The sequence below is a fragment of the Ralstonia sp. VS2407 genome (assembly GCF_052950655.1).
Genome location: NZ_JBRFVG010000003.1, coordinates 297142 through 318094, shown reverse-complemented (window position 1 = coordinate 318094; position 20953 = coordinate 297142). Strand labels below are relative to the sequence as shown.

At 64.8% G+C, this 20953-nt stretch carries 18 protein-coding genes; 6 read left to right on the top strand and 12 right to left on the bottom strand.

The genetic code is table 11. The annotated features are described in order from the left end of the window. Positions 1–14: 14 nt before the first annotated feature. On the bottom strand, positions 15–908 hold the full coding sequence (locus ACU8YE_RS07135; protein ID WP_446928463.1) for a LysR substrate-binding domain-containing protein: 894 nt from the start codon (positions 906–908) through the stop codon (positions 15–17). 169 nt (positions 909–1077) lie between these two features. Then, positions 1078–1614: a hypothetical protein gene (locus tag ACU8YE_RS07130; RefSeq protein ID WP_232042778.1), complete on the bottom strand. Its 537-nt coding sequence runs from the start codon at positions 1612–1614 to the stop codon at positions 1078–1080. A gap of 151 nt (positions 1615–1765) precedes the next feature. Here ACU8YE_RS07130 and ACU8YE_RS07125 point away from each other — a divergent pair, with 151 nt between their 5' ends. After that, positions 1766–3202 (top strand): aldehyde dehydrogenase family protein, encoded by a 1437-nt coding sequence (locus ACU8YE_RS07125; protein WP_414560622.1) that lies wholly within the window; start codon positions 1766–1768, stop codon positions 3200–3202. Between the two features lie 70 nt (positions 3203–3272). Here ACU8YE_RS07125 and ACU8YE_RS07120 read toward each other — a convergent pair whose 3' ends face one another. After that, positions 3273–3533: a DUF1289 domain-containing protein gene (locus tag ACU8YE_RS07120; RefSeq protein ID WP_024975718.1), complete on the bottom strand. Its 261-nt coding sequence runs from the start codon at positions 3531–3533 to the stop codon at positions 3273–3275. A 5-nt stretch (positions 3534–3538) separates the two neighbouring features. Beyond that, the gene (locus ACU8YE_RS07115) at positions 3539–5440 is read right to left on the bottom strand and encodes a glycoside hydrolase family 15 protein (protein WP_414560623.1); all 1902 of its coding nucleotides are present in this window, start codon (positions 5438–5440) and stop codon (positions 3539–3541) included. A gap of 42 nt (positions 5441–5482) precedes the next feature. Here ACU8YE_RS07115 and ACU8YE_RS07110 point away from each other — a divergent pair, with 42 nt between their 5' ends. From ACU8YE_RS07110 to ACU8YE_RS07090, 5 genes are all read left to right on the top strand, one after another. After that, on the top strand, positions 5483–6709 hold the full coding sequence (locus tag ACU8YE_RS07110) for a DUF2252 family protein (protein ID WP_446928399.1): 1227 nt from the start codon (positions 5483–5485) through the stop codon (positions 6707–6709). 88 nt (positions 6710–6797) lie between these two features. Further along, positions 6798–7928 (top strand): 3-deoxy-7-phosphoheptulonate synthase, encoded by a 1131-nt coding sequence (locus ACU8YE_RS07105; RefSeq protein WP_232042782.1) that lies wholly within the window; start codon positions 6798–6800, stop codon positions 7926–7928. Positions 7929–8364: 436 nt separating this feature from the next. Continuing rightward, positions 8365–9360, top strand: coding sequence for a fimbrial protein (locus ACU8YE_RS07100; RefSeq protein ID WP_446928398.1), 996 nt, complete (start codon positions 8365–8367; stop codon positions 9358–9360). A gap of 146 nt (positions 9361–9506) precedes the next feature. Beyond that, on the top strand, positions 9507–11048 hold the full coding sequence (locus ACU8YE_RS07095) for a methyl-accepting chemotaxis protein (protein WP_316871322.1): 1542 nt from the start codon (positions 9507–9509) through the stop codon (positions 11046–11048). A 101-nt stretch (positions 11049–11149) separates the two neighbouring features. Then, the gene (locus ACU8YE_RS07090; protein ID WP_440818550.1) at positions 11150–11617 is read left to right on the top strand and encodes a hypothetical protein; all 468 of its coding nucleotides are present in this window, start codon (positions 11150–11152) and stop codon (positions 11615–11617) included. Between the two features lie 18 nt (positions 11618–11635). Here the strand turns inward: ACU8YE_RS07090 and ACU8YE_RS07085 are convergent, their stop codons facing one another. The 8 genes from ACU8YE_RS07085 to ACU8YE_RS07050 all read right to left on the bottom strand — a co-directional run bounded on the left by ACU8YE_RS07085 (position 11636) and on the right by ACU8YE_RS07050 (position 20941). Next, entirely contained in the window at positions 11636–12358 is a 723-nt protein-coding gene (locus tag ACU8YE_RS07085; protein ID WP_081785425.1) for an MgtC/SapB family protein, read from the bottom strand. A gap of 99 nt (positions 12359–12457) precedes the next feature. Then, on the bottom strand, positions 12458–13561 hold the full coding sequence (locus ACU8YE_RS07080) for an SDR family oxidoreductase (RefSeq protein ID WP_260802499.1): 1104 nt from the start codon (positions 13559–13561) through the stop codon (positions 12458–12460). 274 nt (positions 13562–13835) lie between these two features. Next, complete coding sequence (locus tag ACU8YE_RS07075; RefSeq protein WP_260774515.1) at positions 13836–14867, bottom strand: XdhC family protein; 1032 nt, start codon at positions 14865–14867, stop codon at positions 13836–13838. Positions 14868–14923: 56 nt separating this feature from the next. Next, positions 14924–15598: an SRPBCC family protein gene (locus ACU8YE_RS07070; protein WP_322016680.1), complete on the bottom strand. Its 675-nt coding sequence runs from the start codon at positions 15596–15598 to the stop codon at positions 14924–14926. After that, complete coding sequence (locus ACU8YE_RS07065; RefSeq protein WP_440477207.1) at positions 15589–16821, bottom strand: VWA domain-containing protein; 1233 nt, start codon at positions 16819–16821, stop codon at positions 15589–15591. The genes ACU8YE_RS07070 and ACU8YE_RS07065 overlap by 10 nt, the downstream gene beginning before the upstream one ends. A 3-nt stretch (positions 16822–16824) precedes the next feature. Beyond that, positions 16825–17721 carry an AAA family ATPase gene (locus ACU8YE_RS07060; protein ID WP_446928397.1) on the bottom strand — a complete coding sequence of 299 codons (897 nt, stop codon included), beginning with the start codon at positions 17719–17721 and terminating at the stop codon, positions 16825–16827. Positions 17722–17741: 20 nt separating this feature from the next. Further along, the gene (locus ACU8YE_RS07055; RefSeq protein ID WP_446928396.1) at positions 17742–18548 is read right to left on the bottom strand and encodes an FAD binding domain-containing protein; all 807 of its coding nucleotides are present in this window, start codon (positions 18546–18548) and stop codon (positions 17742–17744) included. A 14-nt stretch (positions 18549–18562) separates the two neighbouring features. Further along, complete coding sequence (locus ACU8YE_RS07050) at positions 18563–20941, bottom strand: xanthine dehydrogenase family protein molybdopterin-binding subunit (protein ID WP_446928395.1); 2379 nt, start codon at positions 20939–20941, stop codon at positions 18563–18565. Positions 20942–20953 lie beyond the last annotated feature (12 nt).

The following is a 20953-nucleotide window of genomic DNA, read 5'->3' as shown; positions in this document are numbered from 1 at the left end:
GTGGGCGCCGCTGCTCAGGCGCCCAGCACTTCCTCGCACGTCGCAAGCCACGCGCGAGCGGCGTGGGACAGGTACCGGCCCGGCGACCACAGGTGCGCAAGCGCCCAATCCATGTCGGGAGCGGTCAGGCGTGCCACGGCCAGCTTGTCGCGGTTGGCAAGGTTGGCCACCAGCGGCTGTGGCAAAAACGTCGTGCCCAGTCCCGCAGCCGCCATCGAGGCGAGGAATTCCCAGTGCCCGCTCTGCGCGGCGATGTGCGGGTCGATGCGGGCTTCGAGAAACGCCTGGCGCAGCTTGCGCGTGAGGGAGAAATCCTCGGCCAGCAACAGCAGCGGCTCGTCACGCAGCGCCGAGAGGCTGACGGTCTTGCCCTTGGCCCATTTCGCTTTGCGCGGTCCCACCACCCAGATCGGATACTTTGCAAACTGCCGCGTAGCGAGTTCGAGGCCGCTGTCGCCGGGCAGAACCGTGGCGCCGACCTCCAGTTCGCCGTTGGCTACCTGTTGTTCCACCGTCTTGCCGCCGTACTCGGCCAGGTTCAGCGCCAGGTTGGGATAACGCTGCCGAAACGCGCTGACGACGGGCGAGAAGAACAGGTTCACCATCGGCGGGATGCCGACCGTGAGTTCGCCCCGTCCGAGCGAAGACAGATCCGCGACTTCAAGCGTCAGTCTGTGCACCACACCAAGCGTTTCCTGGCCTCGCGCATACACGACACGGCCCACGTCGGTGAGCCGCACCTGCCTGCCTTCGCGGATCAGCAACGGCTGGCCAACCTCGTTTTCCAACTGACGCACCATCTTGCTGATGGTGGACTGTGTTACCGAGAGCGAACTCGCCGCCTGCGTGAAGCTCTGCAGCCGCGCGGTTTCAACGAAGTAACGAAGAGCTCGGATATCGATGGGCATGGGCGGACCTTTGCCATGAAGCACGCGAATGGGATTCGCCATGTTAATGAAGTTTTCCCATTCTGCGATGCGGCGGTCTCAAGATCCGCCGGACGCTCGCATTCAACGGCGCGCGAAAAAAAAGGCGGTTCACGCGACCGCCTTTCATGCAAGCGACGACGTCCTGCCGTCAGCCGGTGGCCTCGTCGATCAGCAGATCGAGCTGGGCGATCACGTTGCTGGTGTCGGGCTCGCCGCGCGTTTTGCTCAGTGCGGTCTTGAGCGTGTCGCGCAGGGCGACGAGTTCGGCGATGTTGCCCGCTTTCTCCACTTTCATCTCCAGCAGATAGCCGCGCAGGCCAAGATACCGGCTGATGGTTTCGGTATAGAAGCGGTAGAGGCGTTGATAGCCTTCGGCGGCCGGCTCCTTTGAAGTGGTTGCCTGTGCGGCGGCCGTCGTCGGTGGCACAGCCGCAGCCGCATTCGCCGGTTCAGCCTTTGCCGTAGTCGCCCCCGCCGCGTGCGGGCGGATATAACCGCCGGTCTCCAGCTCGCCGAACACGGCTTGCGTCATGCCCAGGGGTTGCAGCTGGACGAGGATGTCGTCGCAGGTTTTTTCGCCGTTGATCATCAGAAGGACCGCGCGGTGACGCTGGTCGAGGTGGTTCGCACGTGTGCGGATCTCGTCCTGACCTTTTTCGGTCTTCTGGTAGATGGTGGTGGTCATGCTGTCTCCCTCGGCCGGCGCGTCTGCAGCGCGCGCTCTGCTGGCTCTACAATAGACCGATCATAACCGCCCGGGGGCGACGTGGGCCTCAGTCGCAACCCGGATAGCACAACGCGCAAATCGCGCATCCACCAGAGCGAGACGACCAACGATGCAGCAACGCGACAAGCTTTTCATCAATGGCAAGTGGGTGGCGCCCCAAGGCAAGGGCGTCATTGAAGTGATTCATTCGGCCACTGAAGCGGTGATGGGCACCATTCCAGAGGGCAGCGCGGCCGATGCGGAAGCCGCCGTGGCAGCGGCCCGCGCCGCATTTGACGACTGGGCTGCCACGCCGGTGGCCAAGCGCGCCGAATACATCCAGAAGATTGCCGACGGCCTGCAGGCCCGCAGCGAAGAGCTGGCGCAGTTGATTGCCGGCGAAGTCGGCATGCCGATCAAGCTGGCACGCGCCATCCAGGTGGGCGGCCCCGTCTATAACTGGGGCAATTTCGCTAAGCTGCTCAGCACGTTTGAATTTGAAGAGCACGTTGGCAACTCGCTGGTGGTGCGTGAGCCGGTGGGCGTGGTGGGTGCCATCACGCCGTGGAATTACCCGCTCAACCAGATCACGCTGAAGGTTGCGCCCGCGCTGGCGGCTGGCTGCACGGTGGTGCTCAAGCCGTCGGAAGTGGCGCCCCTCAACGCCTTCGTGCTGGCGGAAGTCATTGAAGAAGCCGGCCTGCCGCCGGGTGTGTTCAACCTTGTCACCGGCTATGGCCCGGTGGTGGGCGAGGTGCTGGCAAGTGATCCGGATGTCGACATGGTGTCGTTCACGGGCTCGACGCGTGCAGGCAAGCGTGTGGCGGAACTGGCATCGCAGTCGGTCAAGCGCGTGGCGCTGGAGTTGGGCGGCAAGTCGGCGTCGGTGATCCTGGATGATGCGGACCTGGCATCGGCGGTAAAGGGCACGTTGTCGGCGTGCTTCCTGAACTCTGGCCAAACGTGCTCCGCGCACACACGCATGCTGGTGCCGCGCGCGAAGTACGAAGAGGTGAAGGCGCTGGCCGCGCAGTTTGCCGCCGCCTACGTGCCGGGTGATCCGGCGCAGGAAACCACGCGCCTGGGGCCGCTCATCTCTGCCGTGCAGCGCGACCGCGTGCTGGGCTACATCCGCAAGGGCCTGGAAGAGGGCGCCGAACTCATTACCGGCGGCGCCGACACGCCGGAAGGCCTGTCCACCGGCTTCTTCGTCAAGCCGACGGTGCTCGGCAACGTCAAGACGACCGACACCGTGGCGCGCGAGGAAATCTTCGGCCCCGTGCTCACCGTGATCTGCTACGACGACGAGGAAGAGGCCGTCCGCATTGCCAACGACAGCATCTACGGCCTGGGCGGCGGTGTGTGGTCGGGCGACGAGAGCCGTGCGATTCGCGTGGCGCGGCGCATCCGCACGGGCCAGGTGAACATCAACGGCGGACCGTTCAACATGCAGGCGCCGTTTGGCGGCTACAAGCAGTCCGGCCACGGGCGCGAGAACGGCAAGTACGGCCTGGAGGAGTTCCTGGAGTACAAGGCGATGCAGCTCAATCCTGCGAAGTCAGCCTGATCGGCTGGGCGTGCCGCACCAATGAAAAACCCGGCTTCGGCCGGGTTTTTTTGTGTTTGACGCGCTGTGCCTACTTGCGGCTGCCATCTGGGTTGTAGCCCTGGGCCGTGCCTTCGGCCAGGATGCGCGTCCAGACCGTGTTGCGCTCTTCGTCCGTCATGAACACCCAGTTGCTGACCTCAAGCTGTGTGCGCCCGCAGCCTTGGCAGACCTCGTCGAAGAGCGTCGAGCAAATGCCGATGCAGGGACTGTCTGGGCGGCCCAGCAGGGTGCTGTCGGAAGCACTGGTTGCGTCGTCTGGCATGGGGCTGAATGCGGTCGATTCGGTCATGGCCGCTATTTTACCGGGTTCGGCCGGTCGTCAGCTGCGCGGCGAGCCGGGGCGGCCGTGCGCTGGCTGACGTGATCCGCCGCGGCAGATAGCGTCAGCGCTGAATTCACGAGCGCGATGTGCGAAAACGCTTGCGGAAAGTTGCCAACCAGCCGTTTCACGCGCGGGTCGTATTCCTCAGCCAGCAGGCCGACGTCGTTGCGCAGTGCCAGCAGTTTGGTGAAGAGCGCGCGAGCCTCGTCCTGGCGGCCTTGCATGACGAGGTTGTCGACATACCAGAAGCTGCAGGCGAGGAATACGCCTTCGCCCTGCGGCAGGCCATCGGTCACGGCTTCGGTGCGGTAGCGGCGCACGAGGCCATCAACGAGCAGGTCTTCTTCGATGGCCTTGACCGTGCCCTGGATGCGCGGGTCGGATGCCGGCAGAAAGCCGACGAGCGGCAGCATCAGAAGCGCGGCGTCCAGCTCATCGCCCCCGTAGCTCTGCACGAAGCAGCCGCGCGTGGCGTTGTAGCCGTGCGCACAAACCTCCGCGTGGATGCGATCGCGCACGGCGCGCCAGCGCTCTACCGGGCCGTCCACGTTGAACTGCTCGATGGTTTTGACGGCGCGGTCGAACGCCACCCACGCCATCACCTTGGAATGCGTGAAATGGCGCGACGGGCCGCGGACTTCCCAGATGCCTTCGTCGGGCGTCTGCCAGACGCTTTCGAGGTGCGTCATCAGCGCGACCTGCAGCTGCCACGACGCTTCGTCGCCATCCAGGCCGCCTTTACGGGCGATGAAGAGGGCGTCCATGAGTTCACCGTACACGTCGAGCTGGAGCTGCATCGCCGCCGCGTTGCCCACGCGCACGGGCTGCGCGCCTTCGTAGCCGGGCAGCCACGGAACAGTCCACTCACCCAGGCGGCGCTCGCCGGCAATGCCGTACATGATCTGCACCTGTGCGGGGCTGCCGGCGATTGCGCGTTCGAGCCATTCGCGCCAACTGCGCGCCTCGTCATAGAACCCGGCGTTCATGAGCGCGAGCAGCGTGAGGGTGGCATCGCGCAGCCAGCAGTAGCGGTAGTCCCAGTTGCGCACCCCGCCGAGCTGTTCAGGCAGTGATGTGGTGGGCGCGGCCACGACGCCGCCGGTGCGGTGATACGTCAGGGCCTTGAGCGTGATGAGCGAGCGTTCCACGGCTTCGGTCCATTCGCCCGCACCGTGGCAGCGGCCCGCCCACGCGCGCCAGCGTGCCTCGATGTCGACCTGCGCTTCGAGCGCGTCGATCGACGCCGGCAACGGCAGGTGCGACGGCGAATGCGTGAGCACAAAGGGCACCGCATCACCCTCGCTCACCGTGAAATCCGCCACGGTGGAGAGGTTCTCGCCGCGGATTGGCGCAGGCGTGCGGAGCGTCGTCATATTGGGCCCGGCCACGGCCCGCAGTACGCAATCGGGCGTGTCGCATGGGCGCTCGGCAGCCGCACCCGTGAGTTCGGACACGCGGCTCACCCATGGCACGGATGTGCCGTAATCGAAGCGCAGCGTGAGGTCCATGCGCATGTCCACAGTGCCGGACAACCCGCGCACGATGCGGATGAGGTCCGACGTGTCATCCCGGGCACCGGCCGTGCCCGGCAGCCGGGCCGTCATCAGGTCTGTCACGCTGGCGGAGCCGGTGTCGGTCTCGAACACGGTTTCCAGCACCAGGGTGCCAGGTAGGTAGCGGCGCCGCACGGTGCGCCCGCCAGCCCGCGGCGCCAAGCGCCATCGGCCGTTGTCCGGTGTGCCGAGCAACGCGGCAAAACAGGCGCCCGAATCGAACCTCGGCCAGCACAGCCAGTCGATGGACCCGTCCCGCGAAACCAGTGCCGCGGTTTCGCAATCGCCAATCAACGCGTAATCTTCGATTTTCGAGGGCATTGCACTCCACTCCAAGCCAAACAAATCGACGAGGCCGCGACCATGCACGACAGCACCCGCATCCTGCTTGAATACAACGCGGGGCGTGATCCCGAGCGGCTGACCCGCAAGCTCGATGCCATTGCCGCTGACCCGTTTTCATTCTTTCGCGGCACCAACAACCTGTATGCCGCGTCGCTGGCCGATGCGGCGCTGCTGCACGACGCGCCCCGCACGCTCGTCTGCGGTGATCTGCACCTCGAGAACTTTGGCAGCTTCAAGGGCGACAACGGCCTCGTCTACTTCGACATGAACGACTTTGACGAGGCACTGGCCGCGCCGTTCACCGTCGACCTGGTGCGCGTGCTGTCCAGCCTGCAGGTGGCGTCCTTCAGCTGGAAGCTGGCCGATGAAGACGCTCATAACCTGTGCAGGCGCTTTCTCGACACGTATGCGGCTGCGCTGGTTGATGGCAAGCCGCGCTGGGTTGAGCGTGCCACTGCCACGGGCATCGTGCGTAATCTGCTGCGCGGCCTGCGCAAGCGCAATCGCGCGGCGTACCTGGCCGATCGCACCGAACGCAACGGCAACCGGGTCACCCTGCGCATCGACGGCCGGCGCACTTTACGGGCAAGCAAGGAAGAGGCCCGCCGCGCGCGCCGCATTCTCGAGGCCTACGGCCAGCAGGGCAACGGCCAGCGTTTCATCGCCATCGACGTCGCGCGGCGGATTGCCGGCACAGGCAGTCTGGGCCTTGAGCGCTATTCCGTGCTCGCTCGCCCCGAAAACGACCCCTCCACGCTGCGCCTGATCGACATCAAGCTCTCCATCCCAAGTGTCTGGGACGATGTGCTGGGCGACGCCTGCAGCGTTGCGCCGTGGCGTAGCGAGGCCGGGCGCGTGGTCGATATCCAGCGCCTGTCGCAGGCCATTTCGCCCGCACTGCTGCGCGGTGTTGTCTACGCAGCCAAGGGCGAGAAACTGAAGTCGTACGTCGTCAAGAGCCTGCAGCCGACCGCCGACCGCGTTGTGCTGGGCTCGGGCAAGAACGTGGTCGCCAACCTGGACGATGCCCTGCAGACCATGGCGCGCGTGGCAGCGTGGTGTCATTTGCGCGGCTGTGGCCGACACGGAACCGATCTCGTGGAAACGGTGCAGGACTACGCGGCCGGCACGGCATGGCGCAAATCGGCGTTGAAGCTGGCGGCGCATGGCAAAGACGTGTCGCTCAAGCAATGGGCTGCGTTTGCTGAAGATTATCGTCAGGCGCGCGGTGGCAAGTCCGCTTAAGCCCGCTTAAGTGCGCGGCGTAAGTGCGCGATGGCGCGCTGTTGACGTCAGGCCCGTGACTACTATTTGAAATCCCCCTGAGATTGCAATGAAAAACCTCGACAACCCCTCACATGATCGCGAGGTGGGCACCGCCGACGCGACGCAAGACACGACGCGTATCGACGACACCCGCATCGGCGCGGTGCGTCCGCTTATTTCCCCGGCGCTGCTCCTGGACGAGCTGCCCGTGCCTGCCGATACGCAGACGCTCGTCGAAGACACCCGCCGGGCCATCAGCAACATCCTGCACGGCCGCGACGACCGGCTGCTGCTCATCGTCGGCCCGTGCTCGATCCACGATCACGACCAAGCGCTCGATTACGCGCGCCGCCTCAAGGCTGCGGCTGATGCACTGAAGGACGACCTGCTGATCGTCATGCGCGTCTACTTTGAGAAGCCGCGCACGACGGTCGGTTGGAAGGGTTACATCAACGACCCGCGTCTGGACGGCAGCTTCCGCATCAATGAAGGGCTGCGCGCTGCGCGGCAACTCCTGCTTGACGTCAACGCCCTCGGTCTGCCCGCCGCGACGGAATTCCTCGACCTGCTGAGCCCGCAATACATTGCCGACCTCATCGCCTGGGGCGCGATCGGCGCGCGCACGACAGAAAGCCAGAGCCATCGGCAGCTTGCGTCGGGCTTGAGCTGCCCGATCGGCTTCAAGAACGGCACCGACGGCGGCGTGCAGGTCGCGTCTGACGCGATCATCGCGGCGCGCGCCAGCCATGCGTTCATGGGCATGACCAAGATGGGTATGGCCGCGATCTTCGAGACGCGCGGCAACGACGACGCGCACGTGATCCTGCGGGGCGGCAAGAGCGGGCCGAACTACGACAGCGCGCACATCGAGGCGACCTGCGCGGCGCTGCGCGCGGCAAAGTTGCGCGAACAGGTGATGGTCGACTGCTCGCACGCGAATTCAAACAAGTCGCATGAACGGCAGGTCGATGTCGCACAGGATCTGGCGCGGCAACTATCGCAGGGTGACCACCGGATCGTCGGCGTGATGGTCGAAAGCAATCTCGAAGCGGGCCGCCAAGACCTGAAACCGGGCGTGCCGCTCAAGTACGGCGTGTCGATCACCGATGCCTGCCTGAGCTGGGCGCAGACCGAGCCCGTGCTCGACATACTGGCCGAGGCGGTTCGGCATCGGCGCGCGTATTCGTACGACGGGTGAGATAAGGGCGGCGGATTCTGCTTTTGCCGCCTTGTACCGTTCGCCGACGTCGGTCGGCGTTTCTTTTGTCCATTCAATGACTGCCAGCCGGATGCGCACTCGCATGCGGCTTGGTCCTATCTCGCGTGCAGGCATCCCGCCCGCACGGTCCACGCCCTGACCTGTCGCGTCGGCGGGTCTCTTCCCAAATCACATTGGTTATTCGGCTTGGCGCGTTGCGTGTCTGCATTGAGCTGCATTTAAGACTGCGCTTACATATCTGGCATCGCCCAACATCCAGAATTCCGACCAGGCATTGCATTGCAATAGCTGGAAAGGTCAATTAGCAGCGCGTTGTTCACCGTACGGACGGCGCTTCGGCGGCATCTCGCAATTCAACGGAGATGCGCGTAGGAATTCAGTCGGGTTTAAATTGAAATAACGCGATAAGTGAAATTTGGCTGCCCGGCTGCTGCAAAACCATTTTTGCGACGATTTAATGATGACAAAAAGACTGAGCGCGCAAGTCATGCGCAGGATTGGATGCACAGTATTAGCCGCCCTGATTTTCCCTGTGGCAACGCTGGCTTTGGCCGATGACAGCCGCAATATCTTCCCTTTCCCCAATCCGCTCGTACTGCCGAAAAATGCTCCGGTTGATAAGGTTATGGTAAGGGCATACAGGACGCCTCAACAGATTTGTGGCGAAGCCAGCTGCATGTTGGTCAGGTTTGCTGTCTTCAGCCTAGAAGGCGACCACTGGGTCTGGTACGGCTCTGGGCCACGCGCCGGCACAGAACTTAGAGGCCTGGATATTCAGACTATCGTCAATGGAAAGCCTCAGGGCAAGTGGAGTGAAGATTTACACGACTCAATGGAATTTTCATCCCCTGTCGAATTTCAGTTGCTGAGAAACCATTATGAAATGAATAACGGAGAATCTAACCAACTTTATTTCTGGTTTTTCGTAAGAAAACCGGGGAGTTCCGACCTGATCCAATGGTATATCCGGCTCAACACGAGCGTGACCTGGATCGAAGAAAGCTGCTCGGTGCCAAGTCAGACGGTAGTGCTGCCATCCACGCGGGCAGGGCGCTTAACCGGCATCGGGACGACGGCCGGCGAGCGCAGCTTCCAGATCCAGATCAACAACTGCCCCAAGGGATACAACAAGATTCTCTACAGGCTCACGCCTGAGGGCGGCACCATTGAGAATGCACCGGGTGTATTGCCGCTTTCCGCTGATTCCACCGCAAAGGGCGTGAAGATCAAGGTGACCGACAATGCGGGCGCGGCGGCAGCATTTGATACGTCGACCGCCGTCGATGATTACAACAAGGACACGGGCGGCTCTTTCTCGATCCCGATGCGGGTGTCGTATGTTCAGACCGAAGCCAACATCACGCCCGGCACCGTGAATGGCGCCATGTCGGTGCTGATGGAGTATCAATGACACGCCACGCATGTGCTTTAGTGACGCCTTCATCACTGCACTCTCAAGTTCCAGCGCTGCGCGGCCGATAGTGCCAGGGTAGCCGGCCGCCCGGCGCGATGGTCGCGCCTGCGGGAAGAGCCGTGCACGCCACTCTCGCCGCGCCCATGTCCGCTCGTCTGACCATCCGCACCCGCCTGGTGCTTTCGGTTTCCATTCTGTTTCTGCTTGCCTTGCTGATTGGCGTGGCGGGCTTGCTTGGCCTGCGCGATGCCAATCGCGCGCATGAACAGACCTTTACCAATCAGTTCCCGTCCGCACTCGCGCTGGGCGAATCCGATCTGAGCCTCACGCGTGCTCGCACCGCGCTCGACAAGGCGATGCTGTATCCCGAAGACAAGGGCGCGATGAAGCTGCTCGACCGCACCGAAGAGTTGATTGCGGAATCGGATGCAGCCTGGAAGAAATACCTGGCACTGCCGCGTGACGACGAAGAGGAACGCCTGGCCAAGGACGTCGCCACCAAGCGTGAAGCGGCTGCCGGCAGCTTGCGCAACATCATCACGGCGCTGCGCGCCGGGGATCGTGCAGCGGCAGACAAGATCATGGAAAAGGGCGTCTCCAAGGCCTTCCGCGATTCCAACGATTCGAGCCTGGCGCTGAGCAAGAAGCAACTGGCGTTCTCCAAGGCCAACTACGACGCATCGCGCGATGCTTATGCGCGCTTCCAGTTGATTGTGATTGCCGCCATCGTCCTCGCGCTGGTGGTGGCGCTGTGGTGCGCGTGGTCGCTGCTGCGCGCGATCGTGGGGCCGCTGAACGCCGCGCTGGCGCAGTTCGATCGCATTGCTGCCGGTGACCTGACCGAGCGTGTGCGCATCGATCGTCACGACGAAATGGGCCGCCTGCTCGAAGGCCTGGCCCGCATGCAGACTGCACTGACCGACACCGTGCGCCGCGTGCGCACCGGCTCCGAGTCGATTGGCGCGGCCACCAAGCAGATTGCCGCCGGCAATGCAGACTTGTCGCAACGCACGGAAGAGCAGGCCAGCTCGCTGGAGGAAACCGCTTCCAGCATGGAAGAAATGACCTCCATCGTGCGCCAGAACGCCGACAACGCCCGTCAGGCCAGCCAACTGGCCGACAGCGCCTCGGAAGTTGCGAGCCAAGGCGGCGCGGTGGTGACCGACGTGGTGGCGACCATGCGCGAGATCAGCGCGTCGTCACGTACGGTATCGGAAATCATTGGCGTGATCGACGGCATTGCGTTCCAGACCAACATCCTTGCGCTGAACGCGGCCGTGGAAGCCGCCCGCGCCGGCGAGCAAGGCCGTGGCTTTGCCGTGGTGGCCGGTGAAGTGCGCAACCTCGCGCAGCGCAGCGCCGCCGCTGCCAAGGAAATCAAGGAAATGATCGAGGCGTCGCTCTCCAAGGTCGAGACCGGCAGCGCGCTGGCCGAACGCGCGGGCAGCACGATGGAAGACATCGTGTCGTCCATCCGCCGCGTGACCGACATCATGGGCGAAATCGCTGCCGCCTCGAACGAGCAAAGCTCGGGCATCGAACAGGTCAACAAGGCCGTCACGCTCATGGACGAAGCCACGCAGCAGAACGCCGCGCTGGTGGAGCAGGCTGCCGCAGCGGCGGAATCGCTGGAGGAGCAGGCCCAGGCCCTGAACGCCGCCATCGCCGCATTCCGCCTCGCCTGATATGGGCCCCATCGATGCACGGGGCCCGCTGAAGCCTTAAGACTTGCCTTGAGCGCCGTTTCGGTTGATATAACCGACTGGCGCATTCAAGGAGTCGCCTCATGCCGTTCATCATTGCCGCGCTCGCGCTGGTTGGTCTGCTGATCTACGGCGCGGTCCGGCTGTATGCGGTGGTTGCTGCCGCTTATGGCGCGGTGGTGGGCGGTGCTGCGGTGCTGGTTGCCGTGGCGCTGCTGGCCGGGGCAATCATCACCTTCGTCAGGCGTTACCGCGCCGTTCATGGCGTGAACGTGAAAGGGCAGCGGATTGTGTCGCTCAGCGCAAGCTGGGGGCAGGTCGCGGTTGATGCCGAACAGAAACGCGGGACGCTGCAACTGCACGGGCAGGGCGCCCGTTTTCTCTTTGCCGATATTGCCGGCGCCGATGCGGTCGAACACGAAGGTGCCTGGTCGCTGGCGCTGCGCCTGAAGCATCAGACGCAGGCAGATTGGCCGATCCCGATGCGCAATCGCCAGGAAGCGAAACGCTGGGCGAAGATCTTCGCGCTGGCGGCCAGCCAGGAGCTTTGACCGGCGCGTCGGTCCGGATTATTCCGTCGTACTTGGGTTCCAAAATGCCTGCGCCACGTGCGGCTGCGATTGCAGCGACGTGACGATGCGGTCCAGCTCGGCCGCGTTCACGGCCGTCGACATCAGCATCGCTTCAATTTCTACGTGGTCGTCGCCAAAGGGTTCGACCGATAGATCGCTGATGGGGTAGCTGGCTTCTTCAAGCAGGCGTTCCAGGTCGGCCAGCGCCTCTTTCTGGCGCTCGCTGGTGGAGATGACGCACATCGTGTACGTGACTTCGCTGGCCTGATTGTCGAGCGGCGTGCGGTTGATTCGGTCCACCACCGGCCGCAGCAAGATGTTCGAGGCCAGCACGAACAGCGTAATCAGAATGGCCTGGCCAACAAGGTCGGAGCCTGCCGCCGCACCCACAGCGGCCGAGCCCCACAGCGTGGCGGCAGTGTTCAGCCCGCGCACGTTCAGCCCTTCCTTCATGATGGTGCCGGCACCCAGAAAGCCGACGCCCGACACCACGTAGGCGATCACGCGTGTGGTGTCCGATGCGGTGCCGATCTGCGCCGCCATATCGACGAACGCCGATGCCGCGACCGCCACCAGCGCATTGGTGCGCAGCCCCGCAGTCCGCTGCCTGACCTGCCGCTCGAAGCCAATGAGTGACCCGAGCGCAAAGGCCGAGGCAAGGCTGATGAACGAATCCACCAGCGTGGCGACATTGAGATGGACGAGGGCTTGCAGCGTCATCGGCGGCTCCTTGTTGTGGTGACCGGAGTCTTGGTGAAGGGCGCCGATGGTTATAGCACGGCGCCATGACACGCCGTGCGGGCCGGGGAGGCCGGACGGCTACTTATAGTCCCACTGCATCTGCTCGGGAATCGGCACGGCGTCCGAGGTCTCGAGGCAGCGGTCGAGGTAAGCGAGCAGGGAGCGCGGCTGAAAGCCCGTCTCTTGCACCAGTCGCGTGTTGTCGAACACGTAGCTCATGCTGGCGAACTTGGCATACAGGTGGATGCAGCGCGCGACCAGTCGCACGTTGCCGTCACCCGTCAGGCTCAGGAATTTACGCGCCAATGCTTTCTCGGCGATTTTTTCCTGATACACGTAGCCGGCCAGCGCCTGGGCGTCTTCTTCCGGCGTCTTGCAACGCTTGAAGCGCGGGTACAGCGTTTCGATGCGCTCGGAGTTCGCGTCGCCGGCGCTGATGTGATACAGGTCGTGCGCCAGCGTCGGCTTGGTCGAAAGCTGCACGATGGCTTCGGCGCAGTCGTCCACAGGCAGGATGTCGACGCGGTCAGACAAGCGGCAGCTGAACGTTTCGAGCAGCGCCACCATGCGCAGCATCCAGAAGATGCTGCCCGACGGCTCGCACCCCAGCGTGCTATGGCCCACCACGATGGACGGCCGCACCACCACGAGCGGCAGCTCGGGCACTGTTTCGCGCAGCTTCAGCTCGGCCATCCCCTTGGAATACGTGTATGGCACCGCATGCTGCTCCAGCGGGGGGACATCCCAGCTTTCGCTGACATGGCGATCCGCCAGTTGGCCGCACGACATGGCCGTGCCGATCTGCAGAAAGCGCTTCAGGCGTTTGCCCTGCGCCGCCAGCCGGCCGAGCGCCAGCACGCCATCCACGTTGGTTTCCCACAGCGACGGGTGGTTCGAGAAGGTTGCCAGTGCCGCGCAGTTGATGATGATTTCCGGATCGCCCAGCTTGGCGGCCCCGGCTTCGCGCAGGTCGAACGGCACGATCTGTGATTCGGTAATGCCGTCCAGCGTGCTCTGTGCGAATTCAAAACGCCGCAGGTTGTTGCGCAGCCGCGTCAACCCCTCGGCAGGTGTGTCGCCGCGCACGGCAAAGCGTGTGTCGGCCAGCAAACCTTTGGCTGCCAGATTGGCGGCAATGGCGCCGCCCACGAAACCGGTCGCACCGGTTAGCAAAATACTCATGCGAGAAAACCTGAATCCCTTGGGAAGCAAAACGGGCGACCAACCCGCTTGCAAACAACACTGCCGCTGCCGCACCGGCGAGGCACGTATAAGCAGTGCGCTCGAAGCTGGGGACAGGCAGGTCATGCCGGATGAAGCCGCGCACACGAAACAGGGTTCGCGGGCCGCAAGATTCGCGTGACGCGAAGCGGCCGAAACCTGCGCACAATCAGCGATTTATAAGAATGTAACCTTTCAGGTGCCTTTCAGCACCCCATTCCATCAGAGGGTTGACTCAAGTTTGCGGCACAGCGCAACTCGACGTGGCATTGGCGGCAATCTCGCGCGCGGCCTTGGCGCCCTCGACTTGCAGGATGGTCGGCAGCGATACGCCGTTCTTGGCGGCTGTCACCTCGGCCAGGATCGAGATGGCGATTTCCGGCGGCGTGCGGCTGCCGATGTAAATGCCGACCGGCCCATGCAGGCGCGCCAGCTCGGCATCGCTCAGGTCGAATTCCTTCAGGCGCTCGCGGCGGTTGGCGTTGTTGCGGCGGCTGCCCAGTGCGCCCACGTAGAACGCGGGCGTCTTGAGCGCTTCCATGAGCGCGAGGTCGTCCAGCTTGGGGTCGTGCGTCAGGGCGATGACGGCGCAGCGCTCGTCGAGCTTCATGGCCATCACCGTATCGTCGGGCATGGTTCGGACCATGGCCACGCCCGGGATCGACCATTCCTCGCTGTACTCCTCGCGCGGGTCGCAGACGGTGACCTGGTAATCGAGCCCCACGGCGATCTGGCACAGGTAGCGCGAGAGCTGTCCCGCACCGATCACGAGCATCCGGTAACGCGGCCCGTGAATGGTGACGAGGCGCGCTTCGTCAAACTGCAGGCCGTCGGTGACGGTGGCGTGCTGCAGCGTTGACGCGCCAGTCGCCATGTCGAGCGTGCGTGCGACGAGCTGACCGGCTTCCACGGCACGCAGCAGGGCGTCGATTCCGCTGGAGGCGTTCAGCGGCTCCAGCACGAGTTGAAGCGTGCCGCCGCAGGGCAGCCCGAAGCGATGCGCTTCTTCAGCGCTGATGCCGTATTTGACCGCTTCGGGCTGGGTGTAATGCAGGCCTTCACGGCGCACACGGTCGATGAGGTCGTCTTCAATGCAGCCGCCCGAAACCGAGCCGATGACGACGCCGTCATCGCGCAGCGCAAGCATTGCGCCTTCGGGCCGCGGCGACGAACCCCACGTTTTGACGACCGTGACGAGCAGCACGCGGCGCCCTTGTTCCAGCCAGCGCACGCTGGTTTTCAAGACTTCGAGATCGACGCTGTCCATGATGCGTTGGCTGCGCTTTCGCGCGCTTGATGGTTCTGTTGCGGGGAATGCACCGATTATGCCCCGTGGTGCAAAAACAGGTAGGCGGCGGCCACGGCCACCAGCGCCACGATGATCCACGGCCATGGGTTACGCGGCTGCAGCGCGGGGCTGACGTTGGGAGCGGCGCCCGGCGGTGCGCCGTGAGCCTGCAGTTGGCCGGCCGCGAGGTCTGGAATCGCCTGTGTGGCTGGCATGCCGTCGATCGGAGCGGCATGTCCGTCGATGCCAGCCGTATCTGCGGGACCGAACTCTGCCGCAAAACGCTGGAAGAACTCGTCGGCCAGCTTGCGTGCGGCACCGTCAATGAGCCGCGAGCCGATTTGCGCTAGCTTGCCGCCCACCTGCGCGGTGGCCGTGTAAGAAAGCCGCGTGACCGTGGGGCCTTCGGGCGTGAGCTGCACCTGCGCGCTGCCCTTGCCGAAACCGGCCGCGCCGCCCTGGCCGTCGAAATGCAGCGTGTAGCTGCGTGGGGGCGCCATGTCGGTCAGTTCCATGCGTCCCTTGAAGCGCGCCTTGACGGGCCCGACGGCGGCGGTCATGGCGATGTCGTAGGCGGGGTTGGCGCTGCCCTCTGCGGCGGTGATGCTCTCGCAGCCGGGAATGCAGCGTTGCAGCACGGCTGGGTCGTTCAGCGCGTCCCAGGCGGTCTGGAGTGGCACGGGCAGGAGATGGGTCTGGGTCAGTTCCATGGGGCGGTCGATGGGGCTGGGGTTGGGTGGCGGGGGGTACGCGTGCGGCGAGCATGCGCCAGTTCGTGCTCGAGCGCAGCCAGGCTGTCGAAATGGTGCGCCGGCACCATCACATCGACATGCGGCAGGATGGCCCGCACGCCACGTGCCCGCGGCTCGAAGCCGGCAAAGCGCAGCAGCGGATTGAGCCAGACGATGCGATGGGCAAAGCGCGCCAGGCGCGCCATCTCGGTATCGAGCAGCTCGATGTGCTCATGATCGAGCCCGTCCGTCACGAGCAGGACGGTGGCGCGGCCGGATAGCGTGCGGCGCGCCCATTGGCGATTGAACTCCGCCAGCGCCGCGCCGATGCGCGTGCCGCCGGACCAGTCGGGCACAAGCTCGGCGATGGCTTGCACGGCGACATCCGGATCGCGCTCGCGCAGTTGCCGCGAGACGTTCGTCAGCCGCGTGCCGAACAGGAAAGCCTGGATACGCTCACGCGACTGCACCAGCGCGTGGCAGTAATACAGCACGGCGCGCGAATAGCGGCTCATCGATCCCGAGATGTCGAGCAGCAGCACCAGCGGCGGCGTGCGGTCGACGGGCTGGCGGTATTTCCAGCCGGTCCATTCGCCGCCGGCGCGCACGGCCTGGCGAGCGGTGGCGCGCAGATCCGGATGGCGCCCGCGCGAAGCGGCCTTCAACCGGCGCGTCCGCTCCTGGGCGAGATGCACGCGACGGCGGCGGATCATGTGTTGCAGCGTGCGCCATTCGGCCGCGTTGAGCGTGTCGAAGTCACGCGTGCGCAAGGCCTCGTTGGCGGAAAACGCCAGCGGCGCCACGATGTCATGGCGTTCGCCATCGGGCTTCGGGCCGGGCGGCAGGTTGGTCGACGGCTGAGCGCGCAGGGCATCGGCCAGACGGTTGCTGCGCGCCGCGGGAATGCCGCCACGGACTTTGGGCAGCAACAGCGCACGCAGCTTGCCCTCCCAATCCGGATCGCGCCAGAACACGTTGAAGGCCGCATCGAACAGCGTGCGCTCGTCGGGGTGCGAGACGAGCAGGGCAGACAGCGCAGCCTTCACGTCGTCTCGGCGGCCGATGTCGATATGGCTCAGGGCTTCGATGGCATCGACCGCGCGCGAGGGCGCAAGCGGCATGCCGGCATTGCGCAGCAGCCGCACGAAATGCGTCACGTTACGCGCCAGCATCGGGAGCTGCATCGGCACGGTCGCTTGCATGCCTTACTCCGGCAGCGCAGGGGCGGCCAGCAGTTGCTCGATGGTCGGCATATCGACGCGCGCCAGGTCGTCCTGGTACTTGAGCAGCACGCCCAGCGTGTCCTGCACGGACTGCGGATCCAGCTCCGTCACGTTCAGCGCCGACAATGCGCGACACCAGTCGATGGCTTCGGCAATACCCGGCGCCTTGAACAGGTCGATGCCGCGCAGGCGGTGCACGAAATCGACCGCACGCTGCTGCAGGCGGGCAGAGGTCTCGGGCGCGCGCTGCGCCACGATCTGCAGCTCCCGTGCCTTATCGGGGTAGCCGATCCATTGATACAGGCAGCGCCGCTTGAGCGCGTCGTGCACCTCGCGCGTGCGGTTGGACGTCATGATGACCAGCGGTATCACCTGCGCGCGCACCGTACCGAATTCCGGAATCGACACCTGGAAGTCGGACAGCAACTCCAGCAGAAACGCCTCGAAGGGTTCATCAGCGCGGTCGATCTCGTCGATCAGCAGAACGCGTGGTGTGTCGGGATGGAGTGGGTCGGGCAGCAGCGCTTGCAGCAGCGGCCGCTTGAGGAGGAATTCGTCGCGGTAGAGCGTGTCGGCGCGGGGCTTCTCACCGGCGGCCTCGGCCAGGCGCAGCGCCATGATCTGGCGCGGGTAGTCCCATTCATAGAGCGCGCTGGCGGTGTCGAGCCCCTCGTAACACTGCAGCCGCAGCAGCGACGTGCCGAGCAGCCCCGCCGCCGCCTTCGCCAGCTCGGTCTTGCCGACGCCGGGCTCGCCTTCCAGAAACAGCGGCCGCTGCATGCGCAACGCAAGAAACAGGGCCGTGGCCAGCTCTCGGCTGGCGAAATAGCCCTGGCCTTGCAGTTGCGCGATGCAGTTGTCGATGGAATCGACCGGCATGCCGTTCCTTGGGCTTTCGCTCAATGATGGTGCGCCAGTGCCTGTTCGACCGCGCGCGCCGTCAATACCGGAATGAGGTGCGCCCGGTATTCTGGCGAGGCATGCAGATCGCCCACCAGATCATCGGCCGGCACCACCACCTTGCGTGCCGCTTCCGATGTAAAGCTGGCCGTCAGCGCCTGCTCCAGCGGCGCGCAACGGAACACGCACGGCGCCGCGCCCGTCACCGCCACGCGCACGTTATTGCCCTTGCGGCTGATGAACACGCCCACCAGCGCAAATCGCGACGCGGGGTTGCGGAATTTCACGTAGGCCGCCTGGTCCGGCACGGGAAACTGCACCTCGGTGATGAGTTCATCCGCAGCCAGCGCGGTCTCGTACATGCCGAGGAAAAAGTCGTCCGCTGTGATGTTGCGCCGCTCGGTGACGACGGTGGCGTTCAGGCCCAGCACCGCAGCCGGGTAGCACGCCGCCGGGTCGTTGTTGGCAAGCGAGCCGCCGAGCGTGCCCATCGCGCGCACTTGGCGGTCTCCGATGCCGCCGGCCAGCTCCCCCAGCGCGGGCAGCATGCGGGCGATGTCCGCGTTGTCCGCCACATCGGCATGGCGTGTGGCTGCGCCCACCGTAATCACACCGGGCTGTGTGCGAATGCCGGACATGCCCGGAATGCGCGTGACATCCACCAGCGTTGACGGCTGCGCCAACCGCAGCTTCATCGCCGCAAGCAGGCTCTGGCCGCCGCCGAGGTATTTGGCATCGGTGTGCGTCTTCAGCGCGGTCACGGCGGTCTGGGCGTCGGTGGCTTTCTGGTACTCAAAGTCGTACATGGTGGGCTCCTTGCCTAGGCCTTGGCCGCTTGAATGGTTTGCCAGACGCGGTGCGGCGTCGCGGGCATCTGGATGTCCTTCACGCCCAGCGGCGCAAGCGCGTCGACGATGGCGTTGATCAGCGCCGGCGGCGAGCCGATCGCGCCGGCTTCGCCACAGCCTTTGACGCCGAGCGGGTTGTGCGTGCACGGCGTGCCCTTGGCGGTTTCCACCGTAAAGCTGGGCAGGTTATCTGCGCGAGGCATGGCGTAGTCCATGTACGAGCCGGTCAGCAACTGGCCGTTCTCGTCGTAGACGCAGGCCTCCATCAGCGCCTGTCCGATCCCTTGGCCAAGCCCGCCGTGCACCTGGCCCTCGACAATCATCGGGTTGATGATGTTGCCGAAATCGTCCACCGCAACGAATCGGTCGATGTGGGTTTCGCCGGTGTCGGGATCGACTTCCACCTCGCAGATGTACGCGCCGGCCGGGTAGGTGAAGTTGGTCGGATCGTAGAAGGCGTTTTCGTCCAGCCCAGGTTCGAGCTTGTCGAGCGGGTAGTTGTGCGGCACGTAGGCCGTGAGCGCGACTTCGCCAAACGTCTTGGTGCGGTCGGTGCCGGCCACGCGGAAGACGCCATCCTTGAACTCGATGTCTTCCGCCGATGCCTCCAGCAGATGCGCGGCGATCTTCTTGGCCTTGGCCTCGATCTTGTCGAGCGCCTTCATGATGGCCGAGCCGCCCACGGCAATCGACCGCGAGCCGTACGTGCCCATGCCGAACGGGATGCGGCCGGTGTCGCCGTGTACGATCTCGATGTTGTCGATGGGCACGCCCAGCCGATCGGCCACCACTTGCGCGAACGTCGTCTCGTGGCCCTGGCCGTGGCTGTGCGAGCCGGTGAAGACCGTGACGGAGCCCGTTGGGTGCACGCGAATTTCGCCGGCTTCGAACAGGCCAGCCCGTGCGCCCAATGCGCCGGCGATGTTCGACGGCGCCAGTCCGCACGCCTCGATGTAGCAGGAATAGCCCATGCCGCGCAGCCGGCCCTTTGCGCGCGAGGCATCGCGCCGGGCTGCAAAGCCTTTCACGTCGGCCAGTTCGATGGCGCGGTCGAGGCACGGCTCGTAGTCGCCCGTGTCATATGTCAGGCCCACCGGCGTGGCATACGGGAACGTGCGGATGAAGTTGCGGCGGCGCAGTTCAGCCGGGTCGACCTGCAGTTCGCGCGCAGCCGTCTCCACAAGGCGTTCGACCACATACGTTGCCTCGGGCCGGCCGGCACCGCGATAGGCGTCGACCGGCGCCGTGTTCGTGAACACCGCTTTCACTTCGGCATAGATGGCAGGCGTCTTGTACTGGCCCGCCAGCAACGTCGCATACAGGATGGTCGGCACGCTGCTGGCAAACGTCGACAGATACGCGCCCATGTTGGCCGTGGTGTGCACGCGCATGGCGAGGAAGTTGCCCTGCGCATCGAGCGCCAGTTCCGCATGCGTGACGTGGTCCCGGCCATGCGCATCGGTCAGGAAGGACTCGGAGCGCTCGGCCGTCCACTTGATTGGTCGGCCCACCTTTTTCGATGCCCAGGTGAGCGCCACGTCTTCCGGGTACAGGAAGATCTTCGAGCCGAACCCGCCGCCCACGTCCGGCGCAATCACGCGCACCTTGGCTTCGGTCAGGCCCAGCACGAACGCCGACATCAGCAGGCGTTCCACGTGCGGGTTCTGGTTGGCGACGTAGAGCGTGTAGCTGTCGTCCTGACGCGAATAGCTCGCATTGACGGCGCGCGGCTCGATCGCATTCGGGATCAGCCGGTTGTTGACGATGTCGAGTTGCGTCACGTGCGCGGCCTTGGCAAAGGCGGCATCCGTGGCGGCTTTGTCGCCGTGGCCCCAGGTGTAGCAGGTGTTGTTCGGCACGTCGTCGTGGACGGCGGTGCCGGCGGTATCTGCGGTGGCGGTGTCCACCACGGCGGGCAGTTCGTCGTATTCCACGTCGATCATCTCGACGGCGTCCTTGGCGATCTTCACCGATTCAGCCACCACCAGCGCGACCTGGTCGCCCACGTGGCGCACCTTGCCTTGCGCGAGCACGGGGTGGGGCGGCTCCTTCATCGGCGTGCCGTCAATGCTGTGGATGAGCCAGCCGCACGGCAGGCCGTTCACCTTGTCGGCAGCCAGGTCGTCGCCCGTGAGCACGGTCAGCACGCCCGGATGCTTGCGTGCGGCATCCGCATTGATGTGTTTGATGCGCGCATGCGCATACGGCGAGCGCAGGAACACCGCGTAGGACTGGTGAGCCTGGACAACATCGTCCGTGTACTGCCCGGCGCCTGTCAGGAAGCGGAAGTCTTCCTTGCGCTTGACGGCCGCGCCGATCAGGTGATTGTTGGGTTCTGCGGGAGCGTTCATGGTGGTCTCCTC